This is a genomic window from Niveibacterium microcysteis, assembly GCF_017161445.1.
Classification (GTDB): Bacteria; Pseudomonadota; Gammaproteobacteria; order Burkholderiales; family Rhodocyclaceae; genus Niveibacterium; species Niveibacterium microcysteis.
This window is the reverse complement of record NZ_CP071060.1, coordinates 4,614,813-4,639,042: the sequence shown is the minus strand read 5'-3', so window position 1 is coordinate 4,639,042 and position 24,230 is coordinate 4,614,813. Positions and strand designations below refer to the sequence as shown.

The window sequence follows — 24,230 nt, the reverse complement described above, 5'->3', positions numbered from 1 at the left end:
CCATGGCCCATGCTGAAAGAGTGATCCTCATTACCGGCGCCGCGCGCCGCGTGGGGGCCTGCATCGCGGCCACCCTGCATGCCGCCGGCTGCAGCATTGCCATCCACTGCCGCGGATCCCGCGGCGAGGCCGATGCACTGGCCGCTTCGCTCGAAGCGGCGCGGCCGGGCACGACGCTGGTGCTGCAGGCTGATCTGCTCGACCTCGATGCGCTGCCCGGCCTTGTTTCAGGCGTCACGACGCGTTTCGGGCGACTCGATGGTCTGGTGAACAACGCGTCCAGCTTCTTCCCCACGCCCGTTGGCACCCTGACTGCCGCACAGTGGGAAGACCTGTCCGGTTCCAACCTGCGCGCGCCCTTGTTCCTGTCACAGGCGGCGGCGCCCGCCTTGCGCGAGGCCGGTGGCGCGATCGTGAACATTGTCGATATCCATGCCGAGCGGCCGCTCGCCGGCTACCCGGCCTACTCGGCTGCCAAGGCGGGTCTGCTGGGTCTCACGCGGGCACTGGCGATCGAGCTGGCGCCGCGGGTGCGGGTCAATGGCGTGTCGCCGGGTGCGATCGAGTGGCCGGAGGATGGCCAGTTCCCACCCGACGAGCGCGAGGCGATCGTTCGGCACACCCTGCTGCAGCGCGTGGGGTCGCCGCAGGATATCGCCGGCGCGGTGCGCTTTCTGATGCTCGACGCACCGTACGTCACCGGCCAGATTCTTGCCGTCGACGGCGGTCGTTCCGCCCGGCTCTGAACGTCGTAATCGCCAAATTCGGTAGGGAAGCTGGGGTCGGCGGGGCTCCCTCGACGCCACGAACGGGACGATTTCCCATGCCATGCGATTGAAGACCGGCTCATAGCGCCGTTCTTCCATTTCAAGTCATTGCGATGGGGCCAATTAAGTATTGATTTATCAATGGCTTGGGCGGTTTTGGCCGTGTAATGTATCGACGCCCATATTGCGCTGCAATGGGCGCTCCGAAAGCCCCAAGCCCCCAGCTATAATCACGCGTTACCCTGACCCCCCGCAGAACGCCCGTGGACGCCATCTCCGCCTTGCCCGAGCAAGGTGAAACTTCCGTTTCGAATACTTTCCTGCGCCTCAAGAAGCATCTGGAGCGCCAGGTCGGCCGCGCCATCGGCGACTTCAACATGATCGAGGATGGCGATGTCGTGATGGTCTGCTGCTCCGGCGGCAAGGATTCCTACTCGCTGCTGTCGCTGCTGCTGTCGTTGCGCGAGCGCGCACCGATCAACTTCCGCATCATCGCGATGAACCTCGACCAGAAGCAGCCAGGCTTCCCGGCCGAGGTGCTGCCGGCGTATTTCGAGAAGCTGGGCATCGAGTACCGCATCATCACGGAAGACACCTACTCGATCGTCAAGGACAAGATTCCCGAGGGCAAGACCACCTGCTCGCTGTGCTCGCGGCTGCGCCGCGGCATCATCTACCGCGTCGCGCGCGAACTGGGTGCGACCAAGATCGCGCTGGGCCACCACCGCGATGACATGCTCGAAACGCTGTTCCTGAACATGTTCTTCGGCGGCCGCATCAAGTCGATGCCGCCCAAGCTGACCAGTGACGACGGCCAGCACATCGTGATCCGCCCGCTCGCGTACTGCAACGAACGCGACCTGTCGCGCTTCGCGCGTGCGATGGAGTTCCCGATCATTCCTTGCAACCTGTGTGGTTCGCAGGAGAACCTGCAGCGCAAGCATGTCAAGGCTATGCTGCAGGAATGGGAGCAGCGTTATCCGGGGCGCATCCAGTCGCTCACGACAGCGCTCGCCAACGTGGTGCCGTCACACCTGCAGGATCAGCGGCTGTTCGACTTCAAGGGCCTGCAGAAGGGTCAGCCGCTTGCAGAGGGTGACGTTGCCTTTGATGCCCCCGATTTGCCGCAACAGGAAGCTGCAGTGGGTATTGCGAGCATCGTCCGTGTTGACCGTGACGCGGTGGCTGGCGCAGAAGAGGCTTCAGGCTCTATGCTCGTGAGCCGTAAATGTTGATTCCGAATGCATCCGTTTTCCGCGGGACGTGACCAGATGTCGAACCGGACCGATTTCAATTGCGTGCTGTTTGCCGAAATCCTTGGCAATCAGAAGCTTGCCGACAAGCTTGGGCAGGCAGAGGCCCAGCGCGCGCTCGACCGGGGCCGCAACCGCATCATGCGCTCGGTGGATGCCCACCATGGCAAGGCGCTGCTCGATCGTGCGCATCGCCTGATTGCGGTGTTCAAGAAGGCCGACGATGCGGTGCAGGCTGCGGCCGACATGCAGGAAAAGGTGCGTCGCCTGCCGCCGGTTTCCGGCATTAACCTGGGCCTCAAGATCGGGCTGCACTGCGGTGAGCTGCGTGCCGGTGACGAGCCGGCCGGCTCCGCCGTCGATCTGGCCGGCCGCCTTGCCGATGCCGCCCAGCCGGGTCAGGTCCTGCTGACGGGCGAACTTGCGCTGCATCTCACCGAAGGCGTGCGTCCGCTCGCGTCGGCTGTCCTTGATCGTGGCTTCCGCCACGAAGGCGTTGAGGTCCCGCTGTTCGAACTTTTCATGCAGGATGGTCCCGAGTCCGCCATGACTGCGACCGGCCCGCACAGCGAACCGGGCCTGTCGCGCACACGGCTGGTGCTGCGTCACCGCGGTGTCGCACACATCGTCACTGAGGCGCGTCCGATCCTGCTGATGGGGCGTGAAGAAGGCAATGACATCGTCGTGCTCGACCGCCGCGCGTCGCGTCACCATGCCCGCATCGAATGGCGCAGTGGCCGCTTCTTCCTGATCGACCAAAGCTCGAACGGCACCTTCGTGGCGCCGGACGACGAGGCGGAGATCATGCTCAAGCGCGAGGAATGCGCGCTGCCGGCGACCGGCAAAGTTGGTTGTGGTTTCTCCTGTGAGGAAGACAGTCAGGGCGAACTGGTGGCCTTCGAAGTCCGCGAAGGCTAACGCTGGAAGCCACCGGAATGAAAAAGGGCCGCAACGCGGCCCTTTTCTTTTGCTGCAGGCCGTTCAGGCGCTGCGGATTGCGCGGCTGTGCGAGCGCACGGTTTCCACCAGGGCAGTCACATTGTCCGGGTTGGTGAACTGCGAAATGCCGTGCCCCAGGTTGAAGACATGACCCGGGTGGTTGCCGAAGGCGTCGAGTACGCGGCGCGCTTCGGCCGACACTGATTCCGGAGAGCCAAACAGCGCCGACGGATCGAGGTTGCCCTGCAGCGCTACCTTGTCACCAACGCGTGCGCGCGCCTGCGCGATGTCGGTCGTCCAGTCCAGTCCGACCGCATCGCAGCCAATCGCGGCGATGTCTTCCAGCCACTGGCCACCGCCCTTGGTGAATACGATCACCGGCACGCGTTCGCCGTCGTGCTCGCGCTTGAGGCCGGCGATGACGCGTTGCATGTAGGCGAGCGAGAACTCGCGGTAGGCATGCGGCGTGAGCGTGCCACCCCAGGTGTCGAAGATCTGCACTGCCTGGGCGCCAGCTTCGATCTGCGCGTTGAGATACTGCGTCACCGCATCGGCGGTCACGCCGAGGATGTGGTGCAGCAGATCGGGGCGCGCGTACAGCATGCCCTTCAGATGACGGTAGTCGCTCGATCCGCTGCCTTCGACCATGTAGCAGGCCAGCGTAAAGGGACTGCCCGAAAAACCGATCAGCGGTACCGAGTTGTCGAGCGCGCGGCGGATCTCGGCGACCGCGTCGATCACATAGCGCAGCTTGTCGTGCGGATCCGGCACCGTGAGGTCACGGATCGCCCATTCCTCGCGCAGCGGGCGCTCGAAACGCGGGCCTTCGCCTTCGGCAAAGTACAGGCCCAACCCCATCGCGTCGGGCACGGTGAGGATGTCGGAGAACAGGATCGCGGCGTCGAGCGGGAAGCGGGTCAGCGGCTGTAGGGTGACTTCGCAGGCGAGCTGCGGGCTCTTGCACAGCGCAAGGAAGTTGCCAGCGCGGCGACGAGTCTCACAGTATTCCGGCAGGTAGCGCCCGGCTTGCCGCATCAGCCAGGTCGGCGTGTAGTCCGTGGGCTGGCGCAGCAAAGCGCGCAGAAAAGTATCGTTGCGGGGACGGGACATGGCGCGACCTAGGATGGAAAGACCGCGATTTTAGCGCGAGCACCCCGATCGGCGGCGAATCCGGCGTTGGCGAAGCCGTTCAGCGGCAGTTGAAGTTGAGCGGCGACGGCTCTGCGCCGGCGAGCACCCGCCCGCCCGTGATCAGTTCGCAAATCCTGGGCGCGGGCTCGATCCTGCGCGTCAGCATCAGTCGGCTCCCGTCGTAGCGGCAGCCGAGCCAGATGCCTCGTGGCGCTGCGGTATCAAAGCGCCATACCTGCCGCTGCCCACCATGGCCGATTTCAGGTTTGAGCTCGGCGCCCTCGGAGGGTGGCCCATCAAAGAGCGAAATCGCGGCCAGGCGCTGCGGCTGTCGCAGCGGCACCACCGACCAGCCGTCCGGTGTTGCCGCAAGGCTTTGCTGGCTCTCGAGCACGCCAGGGCAGTTTGGCGCGGCTGATGCAAGGGCCGCGTTCAGAGCCAGCACGATCGCGACGGCGCTGGTTCTCAAAGCCGCCTCAGGAGTAGCGTCGCCAGTATCGATAGCAACACGGTCATGCCCAGTGCGATACGAATTTCGCGGCGGCCCAGGCGCAAGCGCAGATCGCCCGGCAAACCGTGCGGAAAGCGTGCGCGCAGCCAGCTGTCGAATATCCCCGAAGCCAGGGCCAGCAGCACGATCACCAACAGCCATTTGATCATCGATCACTCCGTCGCCCGGGCGATACCGCGCCGTACGGAAGAGTGGGATGATGTGCACGTGCAACATCGGAGACGGGAATGATCACGCTGTATACCTGGGCAACGCCAAACGGCCGAAAGGTCTCGATCATGCTGGAAGAGTGCGGGCTGCGCTACTCGGTCAAGCCGATCGACATCAGCCGTGGCGACCAATTTGATCCGGCGTTTCTGGCCATGAACCCAAACAACAAGATTCCGGTGCTGGTCGACGATGAGGGCCCGGACGGCCAACCCATCACGCTGTTCGAGTCCGGCGCGATCCTGGTGTATCTCGCAGCCAAGACAGGGCGGCTGCTGCCGGCCGACGATAGGGGCCGCTTCGAGGCGTTGCAGTGGTTGATGTTCCAGATGGGCGGATTGGGGCCGATGTTGGGCCAGGCGCACCATTTCCTGCGCTTCGCGCCGGAGGCTGTGCCCTACGCGATGAAGCGCTACTCGGACGAAGCGCGTCGGCTTTACGGCGTGCTGGAGGGACGTTTGGCGCAGCATGTGTGGCTGGCGGCCGATACCTACACGATTGCCGACATCGCCGCGTTTCCATGGATCGATCGTCACGACTACCAGCATATCGATCTGGCGGACTATCCCAAGGTGCAGGCCTGGCATGCGCGCATTGCGGAACGCCCGGCAGTGCAGCGTGGCATGAAGGTGCCGGCATGAACGCGCGCGCACCGGCCTCGCTCGAAATCCTTAGCGCCTTGCCGGCCACGGGCGCCAACGGCGAAAGACCACCACTGCTCTTCGTGCATGGCGCCCACGCGGGCGCGTGGTGCTGGCAGGAGCATTTCCTGCCGTACTTCGCAGAACGCGGTTGGGCCGCGCACGCGGTGTCGCTGTCTGGCCACGGTGGCAGCCCCGGGCGCGAGTATCTCGATGCGCTGTCGATCGACGACTATGTGCGCGATCTGCGGGAAGCCATTGCAACCCTGCCAGCGTCGCCGGTGCTGATAGGCCACTCGATGGGTGGTTTCGTCGTGCAGAAGCTGCTTGAAACGCAGCCGGCGCCGGCCGCCGCGCTGATGTGCGCGGTGCCGCCCGGCGGCATGTGGTCGTCCGCGCTTGGGTTGGCGATCCGTCGGCCGGGCCTGCTGTTCGACCTGAACCGCCTTGCCGGGGGCGGCAACATTGGTCCGCGCGCACTGGTCGAAGCGATGTTTCATCAGCCCTTGCCGACCGAATTGCTGGAGCGCTACTTCCTGCAGATGCATGGTGAATCGCAGCGTGCGATCTGGGACATGCTGGGCTTTGCGCTGCCGCATCCGAGCCGGCGCAATTGTGCGCATGTGCTGGTGATGGGGGCGGCGGAAGACGCATTGATTCCGGTGGCCGGCGTACGCCAAACCGCCAGCCAGTGGGGTGTTGAACCCCTGATCGTTCCGGGCATCGGCCACGGCATGATGCTGGAAGCAGGCTGGCGTGCTGCCGCCGATCCGCTCGCCGCGTGGCTTGAAAACTTGCCTATCTGACCACCTTCGCAGCGCCTCAGGAAGGCGCTGTTTTCCCCCTTGTCGCTTTCTCGCAACATCGCCCGTTAGCCCTGCAGATGCGGTCACTATTGGCTTGCAGGCGCATCGACTGTGGAACTTCGTGAAAAAAATCGCGTCGATGCAACATCAGACCTCAACTTTTTCGGGGTTTGAACGTTCACTGCAATTAAGGGCTCAATGAAAGAGCCCGCTACAAGGGGTGTGTCCGGTGGCATTGCCAAGCGGACATGGGTTGGGGGCGACCCAGACAGAGGGCGAGACGGTGATGATCATGGATATGGCAACAGGCAGGCTGCTCGACGAATTCGGGCAATTCGCAGAAGAAGTCCTCAACGCTAGCGGCCTGCCGCAGGCACTCGTGGAGCAGCTCGGTTTGCAGCCGGTGCATGCCGCACAACGTGTGCGCGACACACCGCCCGGCGATCCGGACGATTTCCTGCGGCAGATCTATCGCAGCCAGGAATGAAGCGGCGCGCGACGCGGCGCGGTGCGCACCCGAGGTGAGCGCTGCGCTGTTCGGCGAAGGCAGTGCCTTGCTGGCGCGGGTCGAAGCCGCGCTGGCGCCGCTGCACGCTGCCGTGGCACCGCACCGCTTTCGCCTTGGCGATCTGCAGGTGCAGGTCGAGCGCAGCTTGCCCGAAGGGGTCGAGCCGGTACTCGCTTGGTCGATTCAGGAGGCGAGCCGCGCTGGCGTGCGCGTGGTGGCGTATCTGGCCGAAGCGGCCGACCCCCGGCCGTCGGTGCGGATCACGCTTGTCTATACCTTGGCCGATGCTGCGAGCGGCAAACCGCGTCTGCTTGACGCGGCCGAAAGCGCGCGCGTTGCAGCCTTCTGCGCCTGATCCTTTTACCGCGTTTGCCTTACCAGCGTGAGGCGTGATCTTCGGTCACGCCCAGCAGACCACTGAGGTCCACGCGTGCCACGCCGGGCACACCGATATGCCCCGAAAAGCAGCCGATTGCCTGCACGAAGCGGCTCGCGACGATGCCGAAGTTCTTGTTGCCCCGGTGCAGCCCTTCCGGCTGAAAGCTGAGCCGCGTGTTGCCACAGCTTGAGTGGATCCGCCACGGCGCGAGCGGGTCGGCGGCGCGGTAGTCAAACTCCACCGGGCCGAGCTTGTAGGGCATTCCGCCGAGCCAGACGACGTTCTCCGCATCCCCCATATAGCCCGCCTGCAGGTTGAACCCGAGGCCATCGGTATGCGCGGAAGCCCAGTTCCAGCGAGTCTTGTGGGCGAGCAAGCCATCCGAGTGATCGATGCTCGCGTGGCAGCCATCCAAGTCCAGCTTCCGCGTGCCAGCCCGGAGTTCGCCGGTCGCAGCGATCGCACCGGTCTTGTGGGTGCAATGGGCAAGCAGGTTGGCGGGTGCGACGATGCAGGCCGGCGCCGGCATTGTGCGCAGATCCAGCGAAGCGTCGAGTTCGATGTCGCGACTGCGCACTGCAACGTTGATCGCGTCGCCCGCCAAGCGCATGTCGATGCGCAGGCCCGGCAGGCGCGCGTTGGCGTTTGCAAGCGGGTCCCCGACTGAGGCCGCCCCCGGCAGACCGTCCCGCGCAATCGATAGCAGTTGCCGTGGCCCGCGCAGGAAGGCATACGCGAAGCCGTGGGCGGCCCAACCCAGATCCACCGTAGCGATACCGACGAAAACGTCCGGGTGAGCGAGGGCGATGTACTGCCAGCGCTTGTGCCGCAGGTGCAAGTCAAACCAGCCGGGGCGTCTCGGCAGCCGAAGCGGATGCCAGTCTACGCTGGGCATGCGCCCCGCCCAGGCGCCGAAGTTAGGTGCCCCGTTTTGCGTCAGCAGTGGCGGGGGCGGGCCCGCCAGCGGTTGTGCAGGCTCAGAGTGCATGCAGGCGGTCGCCGCGCATGAAGCCGCGGAGCGGCCCCGCAATGCCGCGCCCGATTGCCAGCACCTTGAAGAGTTCGCCCATTTCATGCGGCGCGATCAAGCGCTGGGCGGCGCGCGCGGCGCGGATGTAGTCGGCGTTCTCGGTCGGGCCGCGTGCGGCAACGCGATCGAGCAGGCCGCAGTTGAGCAGGAATGCGCCCTGATCGATGTAGCCCAGCACATCAAGGCCGGCGTCGTACGCGGCATCCGCCGTGGCGGTGAAGTCGACGAAGCTGGTGATGTCAGTCAGCCCCGGCCACAGGAAGGGGTCGGGGTGGGCGCGGTGGCGGTAGTAGCAGATCAATGTGCCGGTGCTGCGAGAGGCGAGGTAATACTCGCGCTGCGGATAGCCGTAGTCGACCAGCAGCATCACACCGCGCGTCAGCCGGCGCGCCCATTCGGCGACCCAGGCGCGAGAGGCGAGGCAGACTTCGCTGACGTACTCGCCAGCAGTCGGCATCGGCGCCGGCAGCGCGGCCGCAGCCCGCGCGAGCTCGCCGGTGGCAGGGCGGTCGGCCCAGCGCAGCCCATCCTGCCAGGCAACGCCGCGCTGGAAGATGCCGCCATCGCGCCATACGGCGAGTTCCACCGGCATCACGTCGAGTACTTCGTTGGCGATCACGACGCCATCAAAGTTGTCAGGAAGTGTGTCGATCCATTCGACCCGTTCGGCCAGTTTCGGCACTTTCTGCTGCAGGGTTTCCTGCTGACGAGCACGCAGTTCACCCGAGACCTCAAGTATCCGGTACCGATCCGGAAGTTGCCCCAGCTCTGCCAGTGCGGCGAGCAGGTCAGCCGCGAGCAGGCCGGTTCCCGCACCGACTTCGAGTACTTGCGAGGCGGTCTGCCGGAGGATGTCCGCGATCTGGGTGGCGAGCGCCTGGCCGAACAGCGGTGTGAGTTCTGGCGCCGTGATGAAGTCGCCGCCGGGGCCGAACTTTCGCGCGCCGCCGCTGTAGTAGCCGAGCCCGGGGCTGTAGAGCGCCAGCGCCATGTAGTCGGAAAACGGAATCCAGCCGCCTGCGTTGTCGATGGCGCTGTGAATGCGTTCGAGCAACGCGCCGCTGGCGGCGAGGGCGTCGGACGAAGGGGGCGGGAGCTGGTCGGGGCGTTCTGCAGTCATCGGCGGATTCTACCGCCGGTGCTGCGCGCGGCGATTTACTGCGTCCCGCTCTCGGGCGACCCCTGCCAGGCGTAGTCCATCTGCCTTGCGGTGCGCACGGCGAGCGAGCGGTCGGCAAGGCGTGCGACGAGGTAGAGGCTCATGTCCAGCCCGGCGGAAATGCCGGCCGAGGTGATGATCGGCCCGTCGTCGACAAAGCGCGAGTCGGTGACCACGTGAGCGTTGGGATAGCGGCTACGCAGCGCGGCGACATCTTCCCAATGCGTGGTGCAGCGACGACGATCGAGCAGGCCGGCCTCGCCGAGCAGGAAAGCGCCGGTGCACACCGATGCGATGCGGCCGTTGCGAGCGGCCTGGGCACCGATCCAGGTGACCACTTCCGGGCGTTCCAGTTCGGCGTCGACCACCCCACCCGGCACCAGTAGAAGGTCCAGCGGCGGATGGTCGTCGATGCGATGAGGCAAGGTCACACGCAGTCCGCCGCGTGCGCGGATGCTGGGTTCGCGGCCAATCAGTGCGGTGCAGAAGGGGGGCGGGGCGCCGGGATGCAGCCGCGCAAATACGCGACTGGCTGTGGAGAACACCTCAAGCGGACCGGCGAAATCGAGAATCTCGACGTCGTCGAACAGGTAGAGCCCGATGCACAGCGTCATCACACACTCTCCAGCCACAATGGGGGGATGCGGCGGCGAGGATTGTGGCATGTTCTGTTGCACTGCGTCAGCTTACATTTCGTAAGTCATTCCGGTTGGACCATCGCCCCCCTCGCGTGCGATGATTCGGCAATGATTCTTGTTAGGCGAATGGCATATTTGTGCGATCGTCGCCCAATATCCATGCGGGTTTTGGCGATGTCGCGCCGTGCGCGCGTCGGGGCGAATTGGTGTGCGGCTCGGCCGCGGTCGATCGTGCGGCGCAGCGTCATGCCATTGAGTACGGCCAATCGGACGAGGGAGGCCGCGCGACAATGAACGCACCGAACGAATCGCTTCCGTTGCCAGCGGCGCCTGCTGCGCTCGCAGGCCATGATCTCGCTTGGCGAGTGCTGATTTTTCTCGGAAATGACGTCGCTCTGGCACGGCAGGATCTGCGCGCCTTCGCACGTCTCGCGGCTGAGTTCCGCGCCTTGGGCGCCGACCTGGTTGCCGTGACGCCGTTTGGTGAGCTCGGCCAGCGTTTGATGACGCGTGGGTTGCGGCCGGATCAACGCTTGCCGATGGCGGAAGATCTCTTCGGCCTTTGGTCGCGCCACGCTGGCATCGTCGCTGGGGAGCGCGGCGCCGCCATCCTCGGCCCGGGAGGCGTGATTGCCGCGCGGTTGGACGCGGCCGCCGGGGCAGCCGCGGTGCTGGACGCGCTGGCGACCCGCGTCGATTAACGGATCGCTTCGACCCCAGTCACGTAGTAGCCGGTGTCACCGAAGCAGGTGGATGGAATGCCCACGTGCTCGTCGTAGTGCAGCGTGACCTGCTTGCCCAAGACCTGGTTGATCTGCTCCGCCACTTTCTCGTCAGGAACGGTGAAGTGGAACTTCTCCGGCAGCGCGCCGGGGATGGCCAGCATCTGCAATTCGCCTTCCCAGGTCTTGCAGACCCAGCCCTTGCGAGAGAGCTTGAGTACATACCCGGCACGCTCGCCGCTCGAGTAGGCGAAGTTGAGTACGGCCACGGTGTAGAGCACGGTGCCGCCGACAATGGCGAGCAACACGATCAAGGCCCATTTGCGCACGCTGCGTACCTTCTGGTCTCGGTTGGATAGGCTGGAGGTGTCCATGGCTTTTCAGGCGATTCGATGGTCAGGGGGCAAGGATAGCAGGCGCTTGTTACGCGGGCATCGGCAGGCTGCGGCGGAGCTGTATCGCTTCCGCAACGTGGCCCGCACCCACGGTATCGCAGCCGGCCAGGTCGGCGATTGTGCGCGCGACGCGCAGCAGCCGATGGGTGCCCCGTGCCGAAAGGCCAAGGTGCGCGATCGCGCTGGCGAGCAGGCGCGAGCCGGCCTCGTCCGGATTGCAGTGCCGCTCGACACCGGGGGCATCAAGCGCCGAATTCGGTGTGCCCTGGCGTGCCCGTTGCACCGCGTCAGCCGCGACTACGCGCTGCCTCACCGCGACGCTGGCCTCGCCGGGCGCTGTGGCGCGCAGCTCCGTGGCGGGTACGGCGGCCACTTCCAGCACCATGTCGATGCGGTCCAGCAGTGGCCCGGAGAGTCGGCCCCGGTAGCGTGCCACCTGGTCCGGCGTGCAGCGGCAGCGGCCAGTGTTGCTGCCGTGATGGCCGCAGGGGCAGGGGTTCATCGCCGCGACCAGCTGGAAGCGTGCCGGGAAGTCAGCGCGGCGGGCCGCGCGCGAAACGGTGATGTGGCCCGTTTCGAGTGGCTCGCGCAGGCTCTCCAGCACGCGCCGGTCGAACTCGGGTAGTTCGTCGAGGAACAAGACGCCGTGGTGGGCGAGCGAAATTTCGCCCGGTCGCGGACTCGCACCGCCGCCAACCAGCGCGGCAGCCGATGCCGAGTGATGTGGCGCACGCACCGGGCGCACCGCCCAGCGTGCGGGATCGAAGCCGCCATCAATCGATTGCACTGCCGCCGCTTCAAGCGCTTCGGCCTCGTTCATCGGAGGCAGGATGCCCGGCAGGCGTTGCGCGAGCATCGACTTCCCGCTGCCGGGCGGCCCGTACATCAGTAGCGAATGGCGCCCCGCGGCGGCGATCTCCAGCGCGCGCTTGGCACTCTGCTGCCCGCGGACATCGGCGAGATCAGGGTAAGCGGGGGCGGTCTGTGCGCCGGAAATGGTTGCCACCGGGTCGAGCAGGTGTTGGCCGTTCAGGTGCGCCACCACTTCGAGCAGGCTACGCGCCGAAAAGACGCTCGCGCCGGCAACCAGCGCTGCTTCGCCGGCATTGTCGGCCGGCAGTACGAGCCGTCGGCCAGCGCGGCTGGCGGCCAGTGCCATTGCCAGCGCGCCACGCACCGGGCGCAGCCGGCCGTCGAGCGACAGTTCACCCGCGAATTCGATGCCGTCCAGCGCGCCGCTGCGGATCTGGCCAGAGGCCGCGAGGATGCCGAGCGCGATCGGCAGGTCAAAACGACCACCTTCCTTCGGCAGATCGGCCGGTGCGAGGTTGGCGGTGATGCGGCGTTGAGGAAATTCAAACTGGCAGGTCTGCAATGCGGCACGCACCCGGTCGCGCGATTCGCGCACTTCGGCTTCCGGCAGACCGACCAGCGAAAAGCCGGGCAGGCCGTTCGCCAGATGGACCTCCGCGACCACTTCCGGCGCAGCAATGCCATCGAGCGCGCGGCTGGTGACACAGGCAAGGCTCATGATGACTCCGGCATGAGAATGCTGCGAGTCTAGCGATCGGCGCAGCAGCGTCCATAATGAAAACTCGCGCGGCGCGGCACCAGTCACGCCGCGGCGTGGGTGCAGACCGGGAGGGGCTTGCGTCATGCGTGGTATCGGGATCGGAGCAGTCTTTGCACATGGGGCTTTGCTCCTGCCCCTCGTTGTTCTGGCGCCGCCGACGTTGGCGGACGGCCTGCGAGTCACCGGCAGCAGTTTCGGTATCGCTGCACCGGAGATGGATTTCGCCCGGCTCCTGCGACCCGGCGCGGATGATGGCGACCTGCCGACACCGGGCCGAACCAGCCTGCGCTACGCCTTGCTGGACCAACCGGGCTGGCATGCAGGCCTCGGTGTGAGCGCATGGGAGACAACGCCGCTGACCGCACCGCTGCTCGCACAAAGCGGCTACGTGCCCCTGCTGCATGCATTTGGTGAGTACCGTTTCTGGCGCAGCTTCCGCCTTGCGGGCGACGTGGATGCGTTGGGGGGTACGCAGGGGCGGGGTGTCGATGCCGGCATGCGGCTCTCCTACGATTTCAGTCCGGCCTGGTCCATCTCGGCCGCCTACCGCCTGCACCGCGAGGACCGTGCGCCGGGTTTCGACCTGATCGACCAGGGCAGCCTTACCTTCGGTACCCGCCTGCGGTTCTGAACGCAGGCGCAGCGCGCGCGCTATCGGGCGCTGACGTGAGAGCATGCGGCTGTCGCCGTCATGCAGGGTCTTGTCATGCCTAATCCGCCCACCGTCCGCAGCATCCTGATCGACCTCTTGCGCCCCTACCGCGCACGCATTGCAGTGGCGGCGATCGCGCTGGTGCTTGCGGCGAGTGCGATGCTGGGTGTTGGGCAGGGCTTGCGCGCCGTGATCGACCGCGGCTTTTCCGCCGGCGATCCGGCCTGGCTGGATCGCGCGTTGGCCGCCATGTTTGGGGTGATTGCGCTGCTCGCTGCGGCGACCTGGCTGCGCTTCTACAACGTCAGCTGGCTCGGTGAGCGCGTCACCGCCGATCTGCGCCGCAAGGTGTTCGATCATCTGCTGAGCCTGCCGCCCTCGTGGTTCGAGAGCGGTCGCACGGGCGATGTGATCTCGCGACTGACTTCCGACACCACCCAACTTGAGAACGTGATCGGTTCCAGCGTGTCGATTGCGTTGCGCAATGCGCTGCTGCTGATCGGCGGCCTGGTGATGCTGTTCACGACCAGCACCAAGCTCACGCTGCTGGTGATCGCCGGCGTGCCGCTGGTGGTGGCGCCTATCGTGCTGTTTGGCCGCCGCGTTCGCACGCTGGCGCGCGAAAGTCAGGACCGTGTCGCCGATCTCGGCAACCGCATCGACGAGACGATTCACGAGATCCGAATCGTCCAGGCCTATGGCCACGAAGCGGCTGATCGGGCCGATTTCGGCGTGCGGGTGGAACGTGGATTCTCCACTGCGCGGCGCCGCATTGCGGCGCGTTCGGCCTTGATCGTGGCTGTGATGGTGCTGGTCTTCGGCGCCATCGCGTTCATCCTGTGGATCGGCGGCCACGATGTGCTGGCGGGCCGGCTCAGCGGTGGCGAACTGTCGGCCTTCGTGTTTTACGCGGCCATGGTCGCGGGCAGCGTTGGCGCACTGTCAGAGGTGTGGGGCGATCTGCAGCGCGCGCGTGGCGCGACCGAAAGATTGATGGAACTGCTCGCCACTGCGCCAGATGTGGCGCCGCCCGCCAACCCGGTACCACTGCCGCCGGCGCGCGGCGAAGTCAGCTTCGAGGCGGTGGCTTTCCGTTACCCGACGCGCCCTGATACGGCGGCGCTCGATGACTTCAATCTGAAGGTGTCGCCGGGCGAAACCGTGGCGCTCGTCGGCCCCTCCGGCGCAGGCAAGACCACTGTTTTTCAGCTCCTGCTCCGCTTTTACGATCCGCAGGCCGGCCGCATCACGATCGACGGTGTTGCGCTGGATGCGGCGGATCCGCTCGCGGTTCGCGCGCGCATCGCGCTGGTCCCGCAGGAGGCGGTGATCTTTGCTGCAAGCGTGCTCGAAAACGTGCGCTACGCGCGGCCGGATGCCTCGCTCGCGGAGGTGCAGGCGGCTTGCGTGGCGGCCTATGCCGACGGCTTTGTGCGCGAGTTGCCGCAGGGCTACGACACAGATCTCGGCGAGCGCGGTGTGAAGCTCTCCGGCGGGCAGCGCCAGCGCATTGCGATTGCCCGTGCGATCCTCGCCGATCGCCCGATCCTGCTGCTCGATGAAGCAACCTCGGCGCTCGATGCCGAAAGTGAACGCATGGTGCAGGCCGCACTGACGCACTTGATGCGCGGTCGCACGACGCTGGTGATTGCGCACCGGCTTGCCACCGTGCAGCAGGCCGATCGCATCGTCGTGATGGAGCATGGTCGTATCGTCGAGCAGGGCGACCATGCCGCCTTGATCGAGGCGGACGGGCTCTACGCCCACCTCGCGCGCCTGCAGTTCAGCGCTTGAGGCCGGCTGCCGCTAGCCGGCAGCGCTCGGCGTGGCAGGCGAGTCCGGCGCGGCCTCCGGTGTCTTCTCGACCGGCTTTGCGCGTACCGGCGCCGGGCGAGGCGGTGCTGCCTGCCAATCCAGGGCGTAGCGCGGATCGCGCAAAGCCCCGCTGATCCGCACCGGCACCGTGACACCGCGCAGGCCGATCAGGTCGCGCGGAATTGGCCCTTGCGACTGCACCGCCGTGCGAACGAGCCAGTCCAGCCGGCCATCTGCAAGCAGCACCTTGCCGCCGCCGCCAATGCGCGCCCAGGGTGTGCGCCCGGCCAGTTCGCTGCAATCGGCCTCGCCACCGCCAAAGCGGCAGTGCGCACCGAATTCCTCAAAGGCCTGTTGCTCGCGCGCAGCATGGCGGCGCTCCGCTGCGCCGCGGTCCTTCAGTGCGGGCCGCACGGCGCGCAGGAAGTCGTCCAGTGCGAGGCCGGTCCACTGCGCGGGGCGCAGGGTGAACTGGCCTTCGCCGCTCAAGCTGTGGGCGATGGCTGGCCAGTCCGGGCCGTTTGCTTGCACCGACCAGCGGCCGGACACGCTGCCGCGCAGCGGCCAGCTCCGCTTGAGATCCTGCGCGAGCGCAGCGAGTTCGACACCGGAGAAGCGGCTGTCCAGCGCCAGGCTGCGATTGGCCGTTTCGTAACGCGCGCTGCCGGCGATATCGCCGCCGTAGGCTTTGAGCGCGAGGGAGTCGAAGCCCACCGCGCCATCGCCGGTCTGCAGTTGCGCGCTCACACCACTGCCTTGCAGCGGCCCGATCCGCAGGGCGGCAATCCGCAGCTGACCATCACCATGCAGGCGTGCGATCGGCGCGAGCATTGCGCCGGCGCCCTCCAGACCGAGCGCCTTGCTGATCCGGCCGGTGTCGATGCGATCGGCGTCCACCGTGAAGTGCCACGGCACCGAACGCGATTGCTCGTAGCTTGCCTGGAACTGCATTGCGCTCTCCGCAACCCGGACCTGAAGCCGCGTATCGACGCGCCCGCCAAGCAGGGAGCTTGCGGCGCTGCCGCCCACGGTGGCCGTCCATGCCCCTTCGGGGGCGCCGGGCGCGGCGCTGCGCCAACGCGCGTCGATCGCATCCAGTTCGATACGGCCATGTTGCGGGCGGTAGGCGATGCGGGCGTTGAGCTGGCCGCTGGTGAGGCGTTGCCCACCCTGGCTGCGGAAGGTCGCGCGCAGCGGTTCGCCGGGGAAGTCGGGTGTGCGCGGCGCGATCGAGGCGGTTTCGAAGCTCGCGTCGGTGCGCGCGTTGCCATCGACCAGTTGCAGCGTGGCCTTGATGGCCTGCAGCGCCAGCGCATCATTCTGGCTGGCCAGGCGCTCCGCGCTTGCCTGCAGTTGCAGTTTGCCGGTGCCGAGCCGCCCCTTGGCCTGCAGCACGATGCCTTGCAGGGCCAGCGCGCTGCCCTGGTCGCCGCGGCCGCTGCGGATCTGCAGGTCGCCGTCCACGCTGGTGGCGCCCCAAGCGTCGCCGCGGAAGCCCAGCGTCGCCGATTCGATGTCGTAGCCCTTGTTGTCGAGCAGGTAGGCGAGATCCAGCGTGAGGCCGCCTGATGCTGCGCCTGGCCCTTCGGTCAGCGAGGCCTCGGCGCGAACACGGCCGTGCGAGCCGGCCTGCAGCGAGCCGGTCACCAGATGGATCCGCTCGAAGGTGAGTGCGTGGCCGAGCGCATCGTCGCGCAGCCTTATGCGTGCGCGTTCGAGCGCGACTTGTTCGAGGCGGACGTCGAAGGGCCAGGGCGATTCGAGCCGCAGGCCGCGGTTGAGGTCGGAAAGGCTCCAGCCGTCGTGGCTGCGGACCAGCGTGGCGTCCAGATCGGAGAGGCGCAACGAGCGGAGTTCGAGTTTGCCGCGCAGCAGCGGCAGCAGTGCGACACCCGCTTCCACGCGGCCGATGCGCAGTGGAATGCCCGGCGCCTCGCGCTCGCCGAGCGCAAGTCCTTCGATCACCACGGTCGGCCATGGGCGGAAGGCAAGCCTCGGTGTCCCCTCCATCGCCAGTGGCCGCGCTGTGCGTTCGCGTACCTGGCGGGCGAGGTCGCGGCGGACCACCTTGCCGTCCCAACTGGCATGCAGGTAGAGCCCCAGCACCAGCGCGAGCGCGCTGAGCGCGCCGAGCAGGAAGCCGAGGACCTTGGACAGCCGGGTGATCATGCCTGCGCGTGCTCCGCAGCCCATTTCGGCAGTTCAAGGCCCACGGTGAAACCGTCAGCGCCACGGGCGCAATGGATTCGCGCGCCATGCCGGTCGGCTACTCGCCGCACGAATGCGAGGCCGAGCCCGCGTGGCCGTCCGATGCGTTGTGCGCCCGTCAGCACCGAGAGTGCCGTGGCATCGGGACCGTGGCCGCTGTCATGCACCGCAATGCGCCAGTGCGTGTCGCAATCCGCCACCGTCAGCGCCACCGACTGGCCGGCGGGGCCGTGCAGGATTGCGTTTTCCAGCAGGTGCGTGAGTGCGCGGCGTAGCGCATCGACATCGCCGCCGACGAGTGCGTCGTCGCCGGCTGCATCGGCGTCTACTCGGACCGAGATTGCGCGGTCGCGCGCGGCGGCATAGCAGGCGTCACTCGCTTCCCATGCAATCTGCTGCAGGCTCACCGCTTCGAACTGCTCGCTGCGCAGGGCGTCGGCGCGGAGCAAGCGCAACACGCCGTCCGCGCGCGCAAGGGCCAACTCCGCGTAGTGCCCGACCTGCTGCAAGGTCTGTGGATCCGGCGGCAGCGTGCCGTCGGCGACGCTCTCGGTCAGCGTCAGGATGGCGCCGAGCGGCGAGCGTAAATCGTGCGACATCACGCGCCATGCGTCGTCGCGCAGGTTCGCGGCGCTCACTTCGGCGCTGCGGTCTTCGATCAGGTAGAGCGTCTGATGCGGGTCGCCCAGTTCATGCCGCGTCACGCGCAGTGGCACCTGCGCGGCCGATTCGAAGTCGCCAGCTTGCAATGCGCTCATCACCGTGGCCGCGTCAGCGACGTCGAGCAGGGCCAGGGCGCGCGGCGATGCATGCACGAGCTCGCCATCGGCGTCGCACAGCACGACACCGAGCGGCAGCAGGTCTAGCAGCGCCGGCGGCAGCATCATGCCCTTGCGTGTTCGCGGCGGGATCATGGACACTCGCCCCTGCAGTGCGGCGCATCGGTCGCCACGACAACAAGCCCGCCGCAAGGCGGCCAATCAGGAGATCGGGTCATGAGTTTTTTGTCGGAGTTCAAGGAATTCGCGCTCAAGGGCAACGTGGTCGACCTTGCCGTGGGCGTCATCATCGGCGGTGCTTTCGGCAAGATTGTCGATTCGCTGGTCAAGGATGTCGTCATGCCGATCCTCGGTCGCCTGATCGGGGGTGTCGACTTCAAGCACCTGTACCTCAACCTCGGCGACAAGACCTTCGAGACGCTGGAGGCGGCGGAAAAGGCCGGCGCACCGCTGGTGAAGTATGGCGCCTTCATCAACGCCACGGTGGATTTCCTGATCATCGCGCTGGCGATCTTCGTTGCGATGAAAGCAGTGAACAAGCTCAAGCGTGAGCAGCCCGCGGCGCCGGCCGAAGAGCCGCCGACGCCCGAAGACATCGTGCTGCTGCGCGAAATCCGCGATGCTTTGAAGAAGTGACGCCGTGCCCCGCGTGGGCTGAGCGACGGCCGCCGGAAGGCGGCCGTTTTCATTCCTCGGTCAGGCGTTCGAGCCGGTAGCCGTAGTTGTAGGTTGGCGTCAGGCGGTAGCCGTTCTCCGGCCGCAGTGCGAGCTTGGTACGCAGGCGCGAGACGTGGGTATCGATCGTGCGCGTGGCAACGTTCGGGTTGCGCCCCCAAACGGCCTCGAGCAAGTGGCCGCGCGAATACAGGCGGCCGACGTTGCGGAAGAGGAACAGCGCCAGTTCGAATTCCTTGTCGGTCAGGTCAACCGCGGTATCGCCCAGGCTGCAGACCTTGTTGGTGATATCGAAGCGGTAGGGCGGCGCATTCAGCTCGCGTTCCGGCTCTTTCGGCCGCACGCGACGCAGCACGGCTTCGATGCGGGAGAGCAGCTCGAGCCGACGGACTGGCTTGACGATGTAGTCGTCAGCACCGGCACCGAGCGCTGCGACGATGTCTTCCTCGGCATCGCGCGCGGTGACGAAGATCACCGGCGTCGGGTCGTTGCGATCTTCCCGCAGCCAGTGCAGTACTTCGGCGCCCGAGATGTCCGGCACCATCCAGTCGATCAGGAACAGGTCGAAGCTCTCGCGGCCGGCGACCTTCATCAGCTCGCGCGGATGCGAGAACGCGTGGACATCGTGCCCAGCATCGCGCAGCCATGTTTCCACGGTGCTGGACTGGTCGCGGTCATCCTCGAGCATTGCAAGGCGCATGGCGTTTCCTCAAAGCCCTTCGGCTACGAAGGGGTTGGTGCGGCGCTCGCGGCCGATGCTGGACATCGGGCCGTGGCCAGGAATGAAATTGACGTCGTCGCCGAGCGGCCACAGTTTCGTGCGGATCGACCGGATCAGGGTGTTGAAGTCGCCGCGCGGAAAATCGGTGCGGCCAATCGATCCTGCGAACAGCACATCGCCGACCAGCGCAAGGTTCGCCCCCTGGTGGAAGAAGACGATGTGGCCCGGCGTATGCCCTGGCGTGTGCAGCACCGACAGCGTCTGCACACCCACGGTAACCGTGTCACCGTCTTCGAGCCAGCGGTTGGGCTCGAACTGCTCGACCTGCGGGAAGCCGAACATGCGGGATTGCTGTGGCAGGGCTTCAAGCCAAAAGCGCTCCTCCGCCTGCGGCCCTTCGATCGGCACGCCGGCGCGCCGGGCAAGCTCGGCAGTGCCACCGGCATGGTCGATATGGCCATGCGTCAGCAGGATCTTTTCCAGCGTCAGGCCCTCGCTTTCGACTGCCTTGAGCAGGCGGTCGACCTCGCCGCCAGGGTCGACCAAGGCCGCCTTGCGGGTCTCGGGACACCAGAGCAGGGTGCAGTTCTGTTGAAACGGGGTGACGGGAAGAATCCGGTATTGCAAGACACGAGCCTCCAAACCGTTCATTCTAGCGCCCGCGGCCGCTGCTGACAGTTGCGCTGGTCACGCTGGCCTGCGGTTGCTCAAGTTATCGTCGCGCCAGCCCGTTACTGGGGTGACGCCGGAATATGCTGCCCGCCGAATATGATGTGGTAGCCGGTGTGTGTCCGGGCCAAGTCGGACGCGCATCGCATGCGGATTGAACCCGAACCGATCGATGGCCAAACCCTACCTGCCGTTTCCGCTTGCTGTTCGTCCGATGGGCATTGCTGCCAAGCTGAGCTTGCTGGCCGTCTCGACGATCCTGCTGACCGCGGTGGCGATTGGCGTCGCGGTGATCCGTACGCAGTCGAAGCTCGCCTTCGATGCCCTCAAGGGGCATGGCGAGGCGGTTGTTTCGATGCTGGCGCAGAGCGGAGAGTTCCCGCTGTACAGCGCGAACCGGCCAGCGCTGACGCAAATGCTTGGCGGCCTGGCTGACAACAAGGACATCGCCTACGCGGCCTTCTACGGCGCTGATCACACTTTGCTTGTCGAGCGGCGCTTCCGTTCCAGCGCGCCGGCGCGGGTGAAGCCGGCCGACTGGCCGGCACGCGGCGTCAGCCATCGCAGCCTGGGTGGCGACCAGCTTGAGTTTCTCGCGGTCGTCAAACCGCCTGCGCGGGTGCCGGACGAGGATGACGGCGAGGCCTTTGTCGGGGCCCCTGACGACGCCCCGCTCGGCTATGTTCAGCTGACCTTGTCGAGCGCGCGCGCGAAGGGCGAGGCGTTGTCCTTCATCAACGAGACCGCCCGCTTTGCGATTGTCGTCACCGCCCTGGCGATCGTGCTGACCACCTTGTTCACCCGCCGCCTGGTGCAGCCCTTGCGCGACCTTTCGCGGGCAGCGCGCGAGGTGGCCGAAGGCCGGCTCGGCCAAACGGTGCAGATTTCGTCCACCGACGAACTGGCCGACCTCGGGCGCGCCTTCCAGCACATGGTGGACAGCCTTGGCGCCTCACGCGCGCGCCTCCTTGAATACCAGAATCTGCTGGAAGACCGCGTCCAGTCGCGCACTCGGGAACTCGAACAGGCGACCGCGCAGGCGCTCGACCTCGCGCAGCGCGACACGCTGACCGGCCTGCCCAATCGCGCGCATTTCACCGCCATGCTGGAGCAGGCGCTGGTGGCGCACGCCAGCAGTGGCGAACGGATCGCGGTGCTGTTCCTCGATCTCGACCTGTTCAAGCGGATCAACGACACGCTCGGCCACCAGACCGGCGACACCCTGCTGCAGCACATCGCGGAAGCACTGCGCGGCGCCTTGCGCGATGGTGATCTGGTCGCCCGCTTCGGTGGCGATGAGTTCGTGATCCTCGCTCGGGACGTGCGCAACACCGAGCAGGTGAGTGGTATCGCGCGCCGCATTCTCAACGCCTTCCTCACGCCGGTCGAACTGGCCGGCCACAGTTTCAAGGTGGGGTTTTCGATCGGTATCAGCATTTGCCCGGACCACGGTAACGACGCTGCCAACCTGCTGAAGAACGCCGATCTGGCGATGTATGCCAGCAAGGAAGCGGGCCGCGGTGGCTATCGCTTCTACACGCCGGACCTGAACCAGCGCGCGATGGACCGGCTCAACATCGAGAACGGGCTGCGCCGCGCACTCGACAACGAGGGCGAGCTGATCCTCGAGTACCAGCCTCAGGTGGAGCTCAACGGCGGCCGCATGGTGTCGGCCGAGGCGCTGCTGCGCTGGAAGACGCCCGAGGGTACGGTGATCTCGCCCGGGCGTTTCATACCGATTGCCGAAGAAACCGGATTGATCGTCCCGATCGGCGAGAAGGTCTTGCGTAACGCATGCGCCACCTTGGCGCGCTGGCGCGCAGCCGGCCTGCCCTTACCACGGATTGCAGTGAACATCGCCGCGCCCCAGTTCGAGAGCCGGAATTTCGGCGACACGGTGGCACGCGCGCTGGCCGACTACAACGTTCCCCCCGATCGCCTTGAACTGGAACTGACCGAGAGCGTGATCGTGCGCGATGCCGAGTCAGCGCTGCGCGAGATGGCGCGCCTCAAGGAACTGGGTGTTTCAATCGCGCTCGACGACTTTGGTACCGGCTATTCCAGCTTGTCGTACCTGTCGCGGATGCCGATCGATCTGGTCAAGATCGATCGCGCCTTCGTGATGCGTTCGACGGACGACGACAATGCCCGCACCATCGTGCGATCCATCGTCGCCTTGTCGCACGCCTTGCGCCACAAGGTGGTTGCCGAAGGGGTCGAGACGCGTGCGCAGCTTACGCAGCTGCGCCGGGCGGGCTGCGACTATGTGCAAGGTTTCCTGCTCGCGCGCCCGATGTCGGAGGCGGCGCTGACGGCTTGGTTGTCGAGCGAGGTCACGCCTGCTGAAGCGCTGCTGGGCGACAAGGCAAACGAGTGGATCTGAGGCAAGACGGATTGCCGGAAACGGCAGGGGATGTGCTAGAAAGCGAGATCTGGTGCGACCGGCGGGATTCGAACCCACGACCCCTGGCTTCGGAGGCCAGTACTCTATCCAGCTGAGCTACGGTCGCACAGCCGTCGGATCATAGCGCAGATCACCCCCCAGCGTCCATGCGGATGCTGCAGCGCGTCGAATTGTCCCGCTATAATCAGGGCCTTGCGTGGCAGGGGGCCGCGCAGCACAACGTCAAAACATATCGTAGGCCATCATGTCGATCCGCACCGCGCTACCGCTCGCTCTCCTTTCGGCCGCTCTGCTTGCCGGCTGCAACAAGTCGCAACCCGTCAACGAGGAAGAGACCGCAACGCTGATCCAGCCGGTCGCGCAGGTCGCCCTGGCGGCCGCCGACGCGGGTGCGGCAAAGGGGAGCCGCACCGGTGAGCAGGTGGTCGGTGCTGTTTGCGGCGCGTGCCACAACGCCGGTGCGCTGGGTGCGCCGAAGGTTGGCGACAACGCGGCCTGGGCGCCGCGTCTGGGCCAAGGCCTGGATGGGCTGCTGAAGTCCGCCATCAACGGCAAAAACTCGATGCCGGCGCGCGGCGGCAATCCGGACCTGACGGATGAGGAAATCGCTCGCGCGATCGTCTTCATGGCGAACAAGTCCGGTGCCTCTTTCAAGGAACCGGCCGCCAAGTAAGCTGCGGTTTTGAAAAAAAACGGGCTGCCTCGGGCAGCCCGTTTGCGTTTACGCCGTCTCGCCTGGGGGCAGATCGAACAGCAGCACCTCTCCGCCCTCGATACCCTCGATCGTCAGAACTGTCTCGCCGGCGATCCGGGCGCCGTCGCCCGCCCGGAGTGTCTGGCCATTGAGCCGCACGCTGCCCTGCGCAACATGCAGATAGCCGAGCCGGCCTGGCGTCGGGCGATATTCCGCCGATTCACCGGCGTCGAATAACCCGGCGAAGATCGACGCGTCCTGATGCAGCGTTACGCTGCCGTCGCGCCCATCGGGCGAGGCGACGCGGCGCAAGCGTCCGCGTTTGTCGTCCGCGCTGAAACTCAGCTGTTCGTAGCCGGGGGCAATGCCGCGCTCTGCCGGGTGAATCCAGATCTGCAGGAAGTGCACCGGTTCGTTCTGCGATGGATTGAACTCGCTGTGCATCACGCCGCTGCCGGCACTCATGCGCTGCACGTCACCGGGGCGGATCAGCGTGCCGTTGCCCATGCTGTCGCGATGCTGCAGCGTGCCAGCCAGCACATAGCTGACGATCTCCATGTCGCGATGACCGTGCGTGCCGAACCCCATGCCGGGCGCAACGCGGTCGTCGTTGATGACCCGCAGCACGCCCCAGCCCATGTGCTGAGGATCGTAGTAGTCGGCAAAAGAGAAGCTGTGGTGGCTGTCGAGCCAGCCATGGTTGGCATGGCCACGTTCGTCGGCGGGTCGGATCTGGATCATGTGTGCCTCCTGCTTGGCTGATCCATGAATGTGAATCAGCGCCAGAGCCAAGGATAGGCCGAGGCAAACGGCGAAAAAAGCGAAGGTTTGTGGCGGATAAGGTGAATGCGGCTCACAAGACCGGGTGGTGAGGTGCGAGCGGCTCAGTCATGCAGAAACAGGCCGGTTCGCCGCCGAGACTCGCTTCCGCCTGGCCGCTCGCAAAATTGATTA

At 66.2% G+C, this 24,230-nt stretch carries 26 protein-coding genes and 1 tRNA gene; 13 read left to right on the top strand and 14 right to left on the bottom strand.

Annotated elements, in window-relative coordinates; genetic code table 11:
* The first annotated feature begins 2 nt into the window (after positions 1-2).
* From JY500_RS21070 to JY500_RS21060, 3 genes are all read left to right on the top strand, one after another.
* A complete protein-coding gene (locus JY500_RS21070; protein WP_206254495.1) occupies positions 3-746 on the top strand; it encodes a pteridine reductase in 744 nt (247 codons plus the stop codon).
* A gap of 284 nt (positions 747-1,030) precedes the next feature.
* The gene (gene ttcA / locus JY500_RS21065; protein ID WP_246479717.1) at positions 1,031-2,002 is read left to right on the top strand and encodes a tRNA 2-thiocytidine(32) synthetase TtcA; all 972 of its coding nucleotides are present in this window, start codon (positions 1,031-1,033) and stop codon (positions 2,000-2,002) included.
* 36 nt (positions 2,003-2,038) lie between these two features.
* Complete coding sequence (locus JY500_RS21060) at positions 2,039-2,938, top strand: FHA domain-containing protein (RefSeq protein ID WP_172202335.1); 900 nt, start codon at positions 2,039-2,041, stop codon at positions 2,936-2,938.
* Positions 2,939-3,001: 63 nt separating this feature from the next.
* Here the strand turns inward: JY500_RS21060 and hemE are convergent, their stop codons facing one another.
* From hemE to JY500_RS21045, 3 genes are all read right to left on the bottom strand, one after another.
* The gene (gene hemE / locus JY500_RS21055; RefSeq protein ID WP_206254494.1) at positions 3,002-4,069 is read right to left on the bottom strand and encodes a uroporphyrinogen decarboxylase; all 1,068 of its coding nucleotides are present in this window, start codon (positions 4,067-4,069) and stop codon (positions 3,002-3,004) included.
* A 79-nt stretch (positions 4,070-4,148) separates the two neighbouring features.
* A complete protein-coding gene (locus JY500_RS21050) occupies positions 4,149-4,559 on the bottom strand; it encodes an STY0301 family protein (RefSeq protein ID WP_206254493.1) in 411 nt (136 codons plus the stop codon).
* Positions 4,556-4,750, bottom strand: a complete 195-nt coding sequence (locus JY500_RS21045; RefSeq protein WP_206254492.1) for a DUF2905 family protein — start codon at positions 4,748-4,750, stop codon at positions 4,556-4,558. Before JY500_RS21045 ends, JY500_RS21050 begins: the two co-directional genes overlap by 4 nt.
* A 78-nt stretch (positions 4,751-4,828) precedes the next feature.
* On the opposite strand from JY500_RS21045, the gene JY500_RS21040 reads away from it, so the two are divergent.
* The 4 genes from JY500_RS21040 to JY500_RS21025 all read left to right on the top strand — a co-directional run bounded on the left by JY500_RS21040 (position 4,829) and on the right by JY500_RS21025 (position 7,118).
* Positions 4,829-5,449, top strand: a complete 621-nt coding sequence (locus tag JY500_RS21040; protein ID WP_206254491.1) for a glutathione S-transferase family protein — start codon at positions 4,829-4,831, stop codon at positions 5,447-5,449.
* Positions 5,446-6,255 (top strand): alpha/beta hydrolase, encoded by an 810-nt coding sequence (locus JY500_RS21035; RefSeq protein WP_206254490.1) that lies wholly within the window; start codon positions 5,446-5,448, stop codon positions 6,253-6,255. Before JY500_RS21040 ends, JY500_RS21035 begins: the two co-directional genes overlap by 4 nt.
* 292 nt (positions 6,256-6,547) lie before the next feature.
* Positions 6,548-6,742, top strand: coding sequence for a hypothetical protein (locus JY500_RS21030; RefSeq protein WP_246479716.1), 195 nt, complete (start codon positions 6,548-6,550; stop codon positions 6,740-6,742).
* Positions 6,743-6,776: 34 nt separating this feature from the next.
* Positions 6,777-7,118 (top strand): hypothetical protein, encoded by a 342-nt coding sequence (locus JY500_RS21025; protein WP_206254489.1) that lies wholly within the window; start codon positions 6,777-6,779, stop codon positions 7,116-7,118.
* A gap of 19 nt (positions 7,119-7,137) precedes the next feature.
* Here JY500_RS21025 and JY500_RS21020 read toward each other — a convergent pair whose 3' ends face one another.
* The 3 genes from JY500_RS21020 to JY500_RS21010 are packed head-to-tail and all read right to left on the bottom strand — an operon-like array spanning position 7,138 to position 9,945.
* Positions 7,138-8,130, bottom strand: coding sequence for a DUF2804 domain-containing protein (locus JY500_RS21020; protein ID WP_281391243.1), 993 nt, complete (start codon positions 8,128-8,130; stop codon positions 7,138-7,140).
* Entirely contained in the window at positions 8,120-9,292 is a 1,173-nt protein-coding gene (locus JY500_RS21015) for a class I SAM-dependent methyltransferase (protein WP_206254487.1), read from the bottom strand. Before JY500_RS21015 ends, JY500_RS21020 begins: the two co-directional genes overlap by 11 nt.
* 35 nt (positions 9,293-9,327) lie before the next feature.
* Positions 9,328-9,945, bottom strand: coding sequence for a DJ-1/PfpI family protein (locus JY500_RS21010; RefSeq protein WP_206254486.1), 618 nt, complete (start codon positions 9,943-9,945; stop codon positions 9,328-9,330).
* A 314-nt stretch (positions 9,946-10,259) separates the two neighbouring features.
* On the opposite strand from JY500_RS21010, the gene JY500_RS21005 reads away from it, so the two are divergent.
* Complete coding sequence (locus JY500_RS21005) at positions 10,260-10,670, top strand: hypothetical protein (protein ID WP_206254485.1); 411 nt, start codon at positions 10,260-10,262, stop codon at positions 10,668-10,670.
* Here the strand turns inward: JY500_RS21005 and JY500_RS21000 are convergent.
* Together JY500_RS21000 and JY500_RS20995 are read right to left on the bottom strand one after the other, a co-directional pair.
* Positions 10,667-11,065, bottom strand: coding sequence for a hypothetical protein (locus JY500_RS21000; protein ID WP_206254484.1), 399 nt, complete (start codon positions 11,063-11,065; stop codon positions 10,667-10,669). The genes JY500_RS21005 and JY500_RS21000 overlap by 4 nt on opposite strands.
* A gap of 49 nt (positions 11,066-11,114) precedes the next feature.
* Positions 11,115-12,617: a YifB family Mg chelatase-like AAA ATPase gene (locus JY500_RS20995; RefSeq protein ID WP_206254483.1), complete on the bottom strand. Its 1,503-nt coding sequence runs from the start codon at positions 12,615-12,617 to the stop codon at positions 11,115-11,117.
* Between the two features lie 166 nt (positions 12,618-12,783).
* Here JY500_RS20995 and JY500_RS20990 point away from each other — a divergent pair, with 166 nt between their 5' ends.
* Together JY500_RS20990 and JY500_RS20985 are read left to right on the top strand one after the other, a co-directional pair.
* Positions 12,784-13,290, top strand: coding sequence for a hypothetical protein (locus JY500_RS20990; RefSeq protein ID WP_206254482.1), 507 nt, complete (start codon positions 12,784-12,786; stop codon positions 13,288-13,290).
* A gap of 75 nt (positions 13,291-13,365) precedes the next feature.
* On the top strand, positions 13,366-15,105 hold the full coding sequence (locus tag JY500_RS20985; protein WP_206254481.1) for an ABC transporter transmembrane domain-containing protein: 1,740 nt from the start codon (positions 13,366-13,368) through the stop codon (positions 15,103-15,105).
* 12 nt (positions 15,106-15,117) lie between these two features.
* On the opposite strand, the gene JY500_RS20980 is transcribed toward JY500_RS20985, so the two are convergent.
* The gene (locus JY500_RS20980) at positions 15,118-17,295 is read right to left on the bottom strand and encodes an AsmA family protein (RefSeq protein ID WP_206254480.1); all 2,178 of its coding nucleotides are present in this window, start codon (positions 17,293-17,295) and stop codon (positions 15,118-15,120) included.
* A complete protein-coding gene (locus JY500_RS20975; protein WP_206254479.1) occupies positions 17,292-18,248 on the bottom strand; it encodes a sensor histidine kinase in 957 nt (318 codons plus the stop codon). Before JY500_RS20975 ends, JY500_RS20980 begins: the two co-directional genes overlap by 4 nt.
* Positions 18,249-18,329: 81 nt before the next feature.
* On the opposite strand from JY500_RS20975, the gene mscL reads away from it, so the two are divergent.
* Positions 18,330-18,749, top strand: a complete 420-nt coding sequence (mscL, locus tag JY500_RS20970) for a large conductance mechanosensitive channel protein MscL (RefSeq protein WP_172202350.1) — start codon at positions 18,330-18,332, stop codon at positions 18,747-18,749.
* Positions 18,750-18,798: 49 nt separating this feature from the next.
* Here the strand turns inward: mscL and JY500_RS20965 are convergent, their stop codons facing one another.
* Positions 18,799-19,488 (bottom strand): response regulator transcription factor, encoded by a 690-nt coding sequence (locus tag JY500_RS20965; RefSeq protein ID WP_206254478.1) that lies wholly within the window; start codon positions 19,486-19,488, stop codon positions 18,799-18,801.
* Between the two features lie 9 nt (positions 19,489-19,497).
* A complete protein-coding gene (locus JY500_RS20960; protein ID WP_281391242.1) occupies positions 19,498-20,160 on the bottom strand; it encodes an MBL fold metallo-hydrolase in 663 nt (220 codons plus the stop codon).
* A 190-nt stretch (positions 20,161-20,350) separates the two neighbouring features.
* Between JY500_RS20960 and JY500_RS20955 the strand changes: the two genes are divergently transcribed.
* A complete protein-coding gene (locus JY500_RS20955) occupies positions 20,351-22,561 on the top strand; it encodes a putative bifunctional diguanylate cyclase/phosphodiesterase (RefSeq protein ID WP_172202352.1) in 2,211 nt (736 codons plus the stop codon).
* A gap of 50 nt (positions 22,562-22,611) precedes the next feature.
* On the opposite strand, the gene JY500_RS20950 is transcribed toward JY500_RS20955, so the two are convergent.
* Positions 22,612-22,688, bottom strand: a tRNA-Arg gene (locus JY500_RS20950).
* Between the two features lie 138 nt (positions 22,689-22,826).
* Here JY500_RS20950 and JY500_RS20945 point away from each other — a divergent pair.
* Positions 22,827-23,255 carry a c-type cytochrome gene (locus JY500_RS20945; protein WP_172202353.1) on the top strand — a complete coding sequence of 143 codons (429 nt, stop codon included), beginning with the start codon at positions 22,827-22,829 and terminating at the stop codon, positions 23,253-23,255.
* Positions 23,256-23,303: 48 nt separating this feature from the next.
* Here the strand turns inward: JY500_RS20945 and JY500_RS20940 are convergent, their stop codons facing one another.
* Positions 23,304-24,017, bottom strand: a complete 714-nt coding sequence (locus tag JY500_RS20940) for a pirin family protein (RefSeq protein WP_206254476.1) — start codon at positions 24,015-24,017, stop codon at positions 23,304-23,306.
* Positions 24,018-24,230 lie beyond the last annotated feature (213 nt).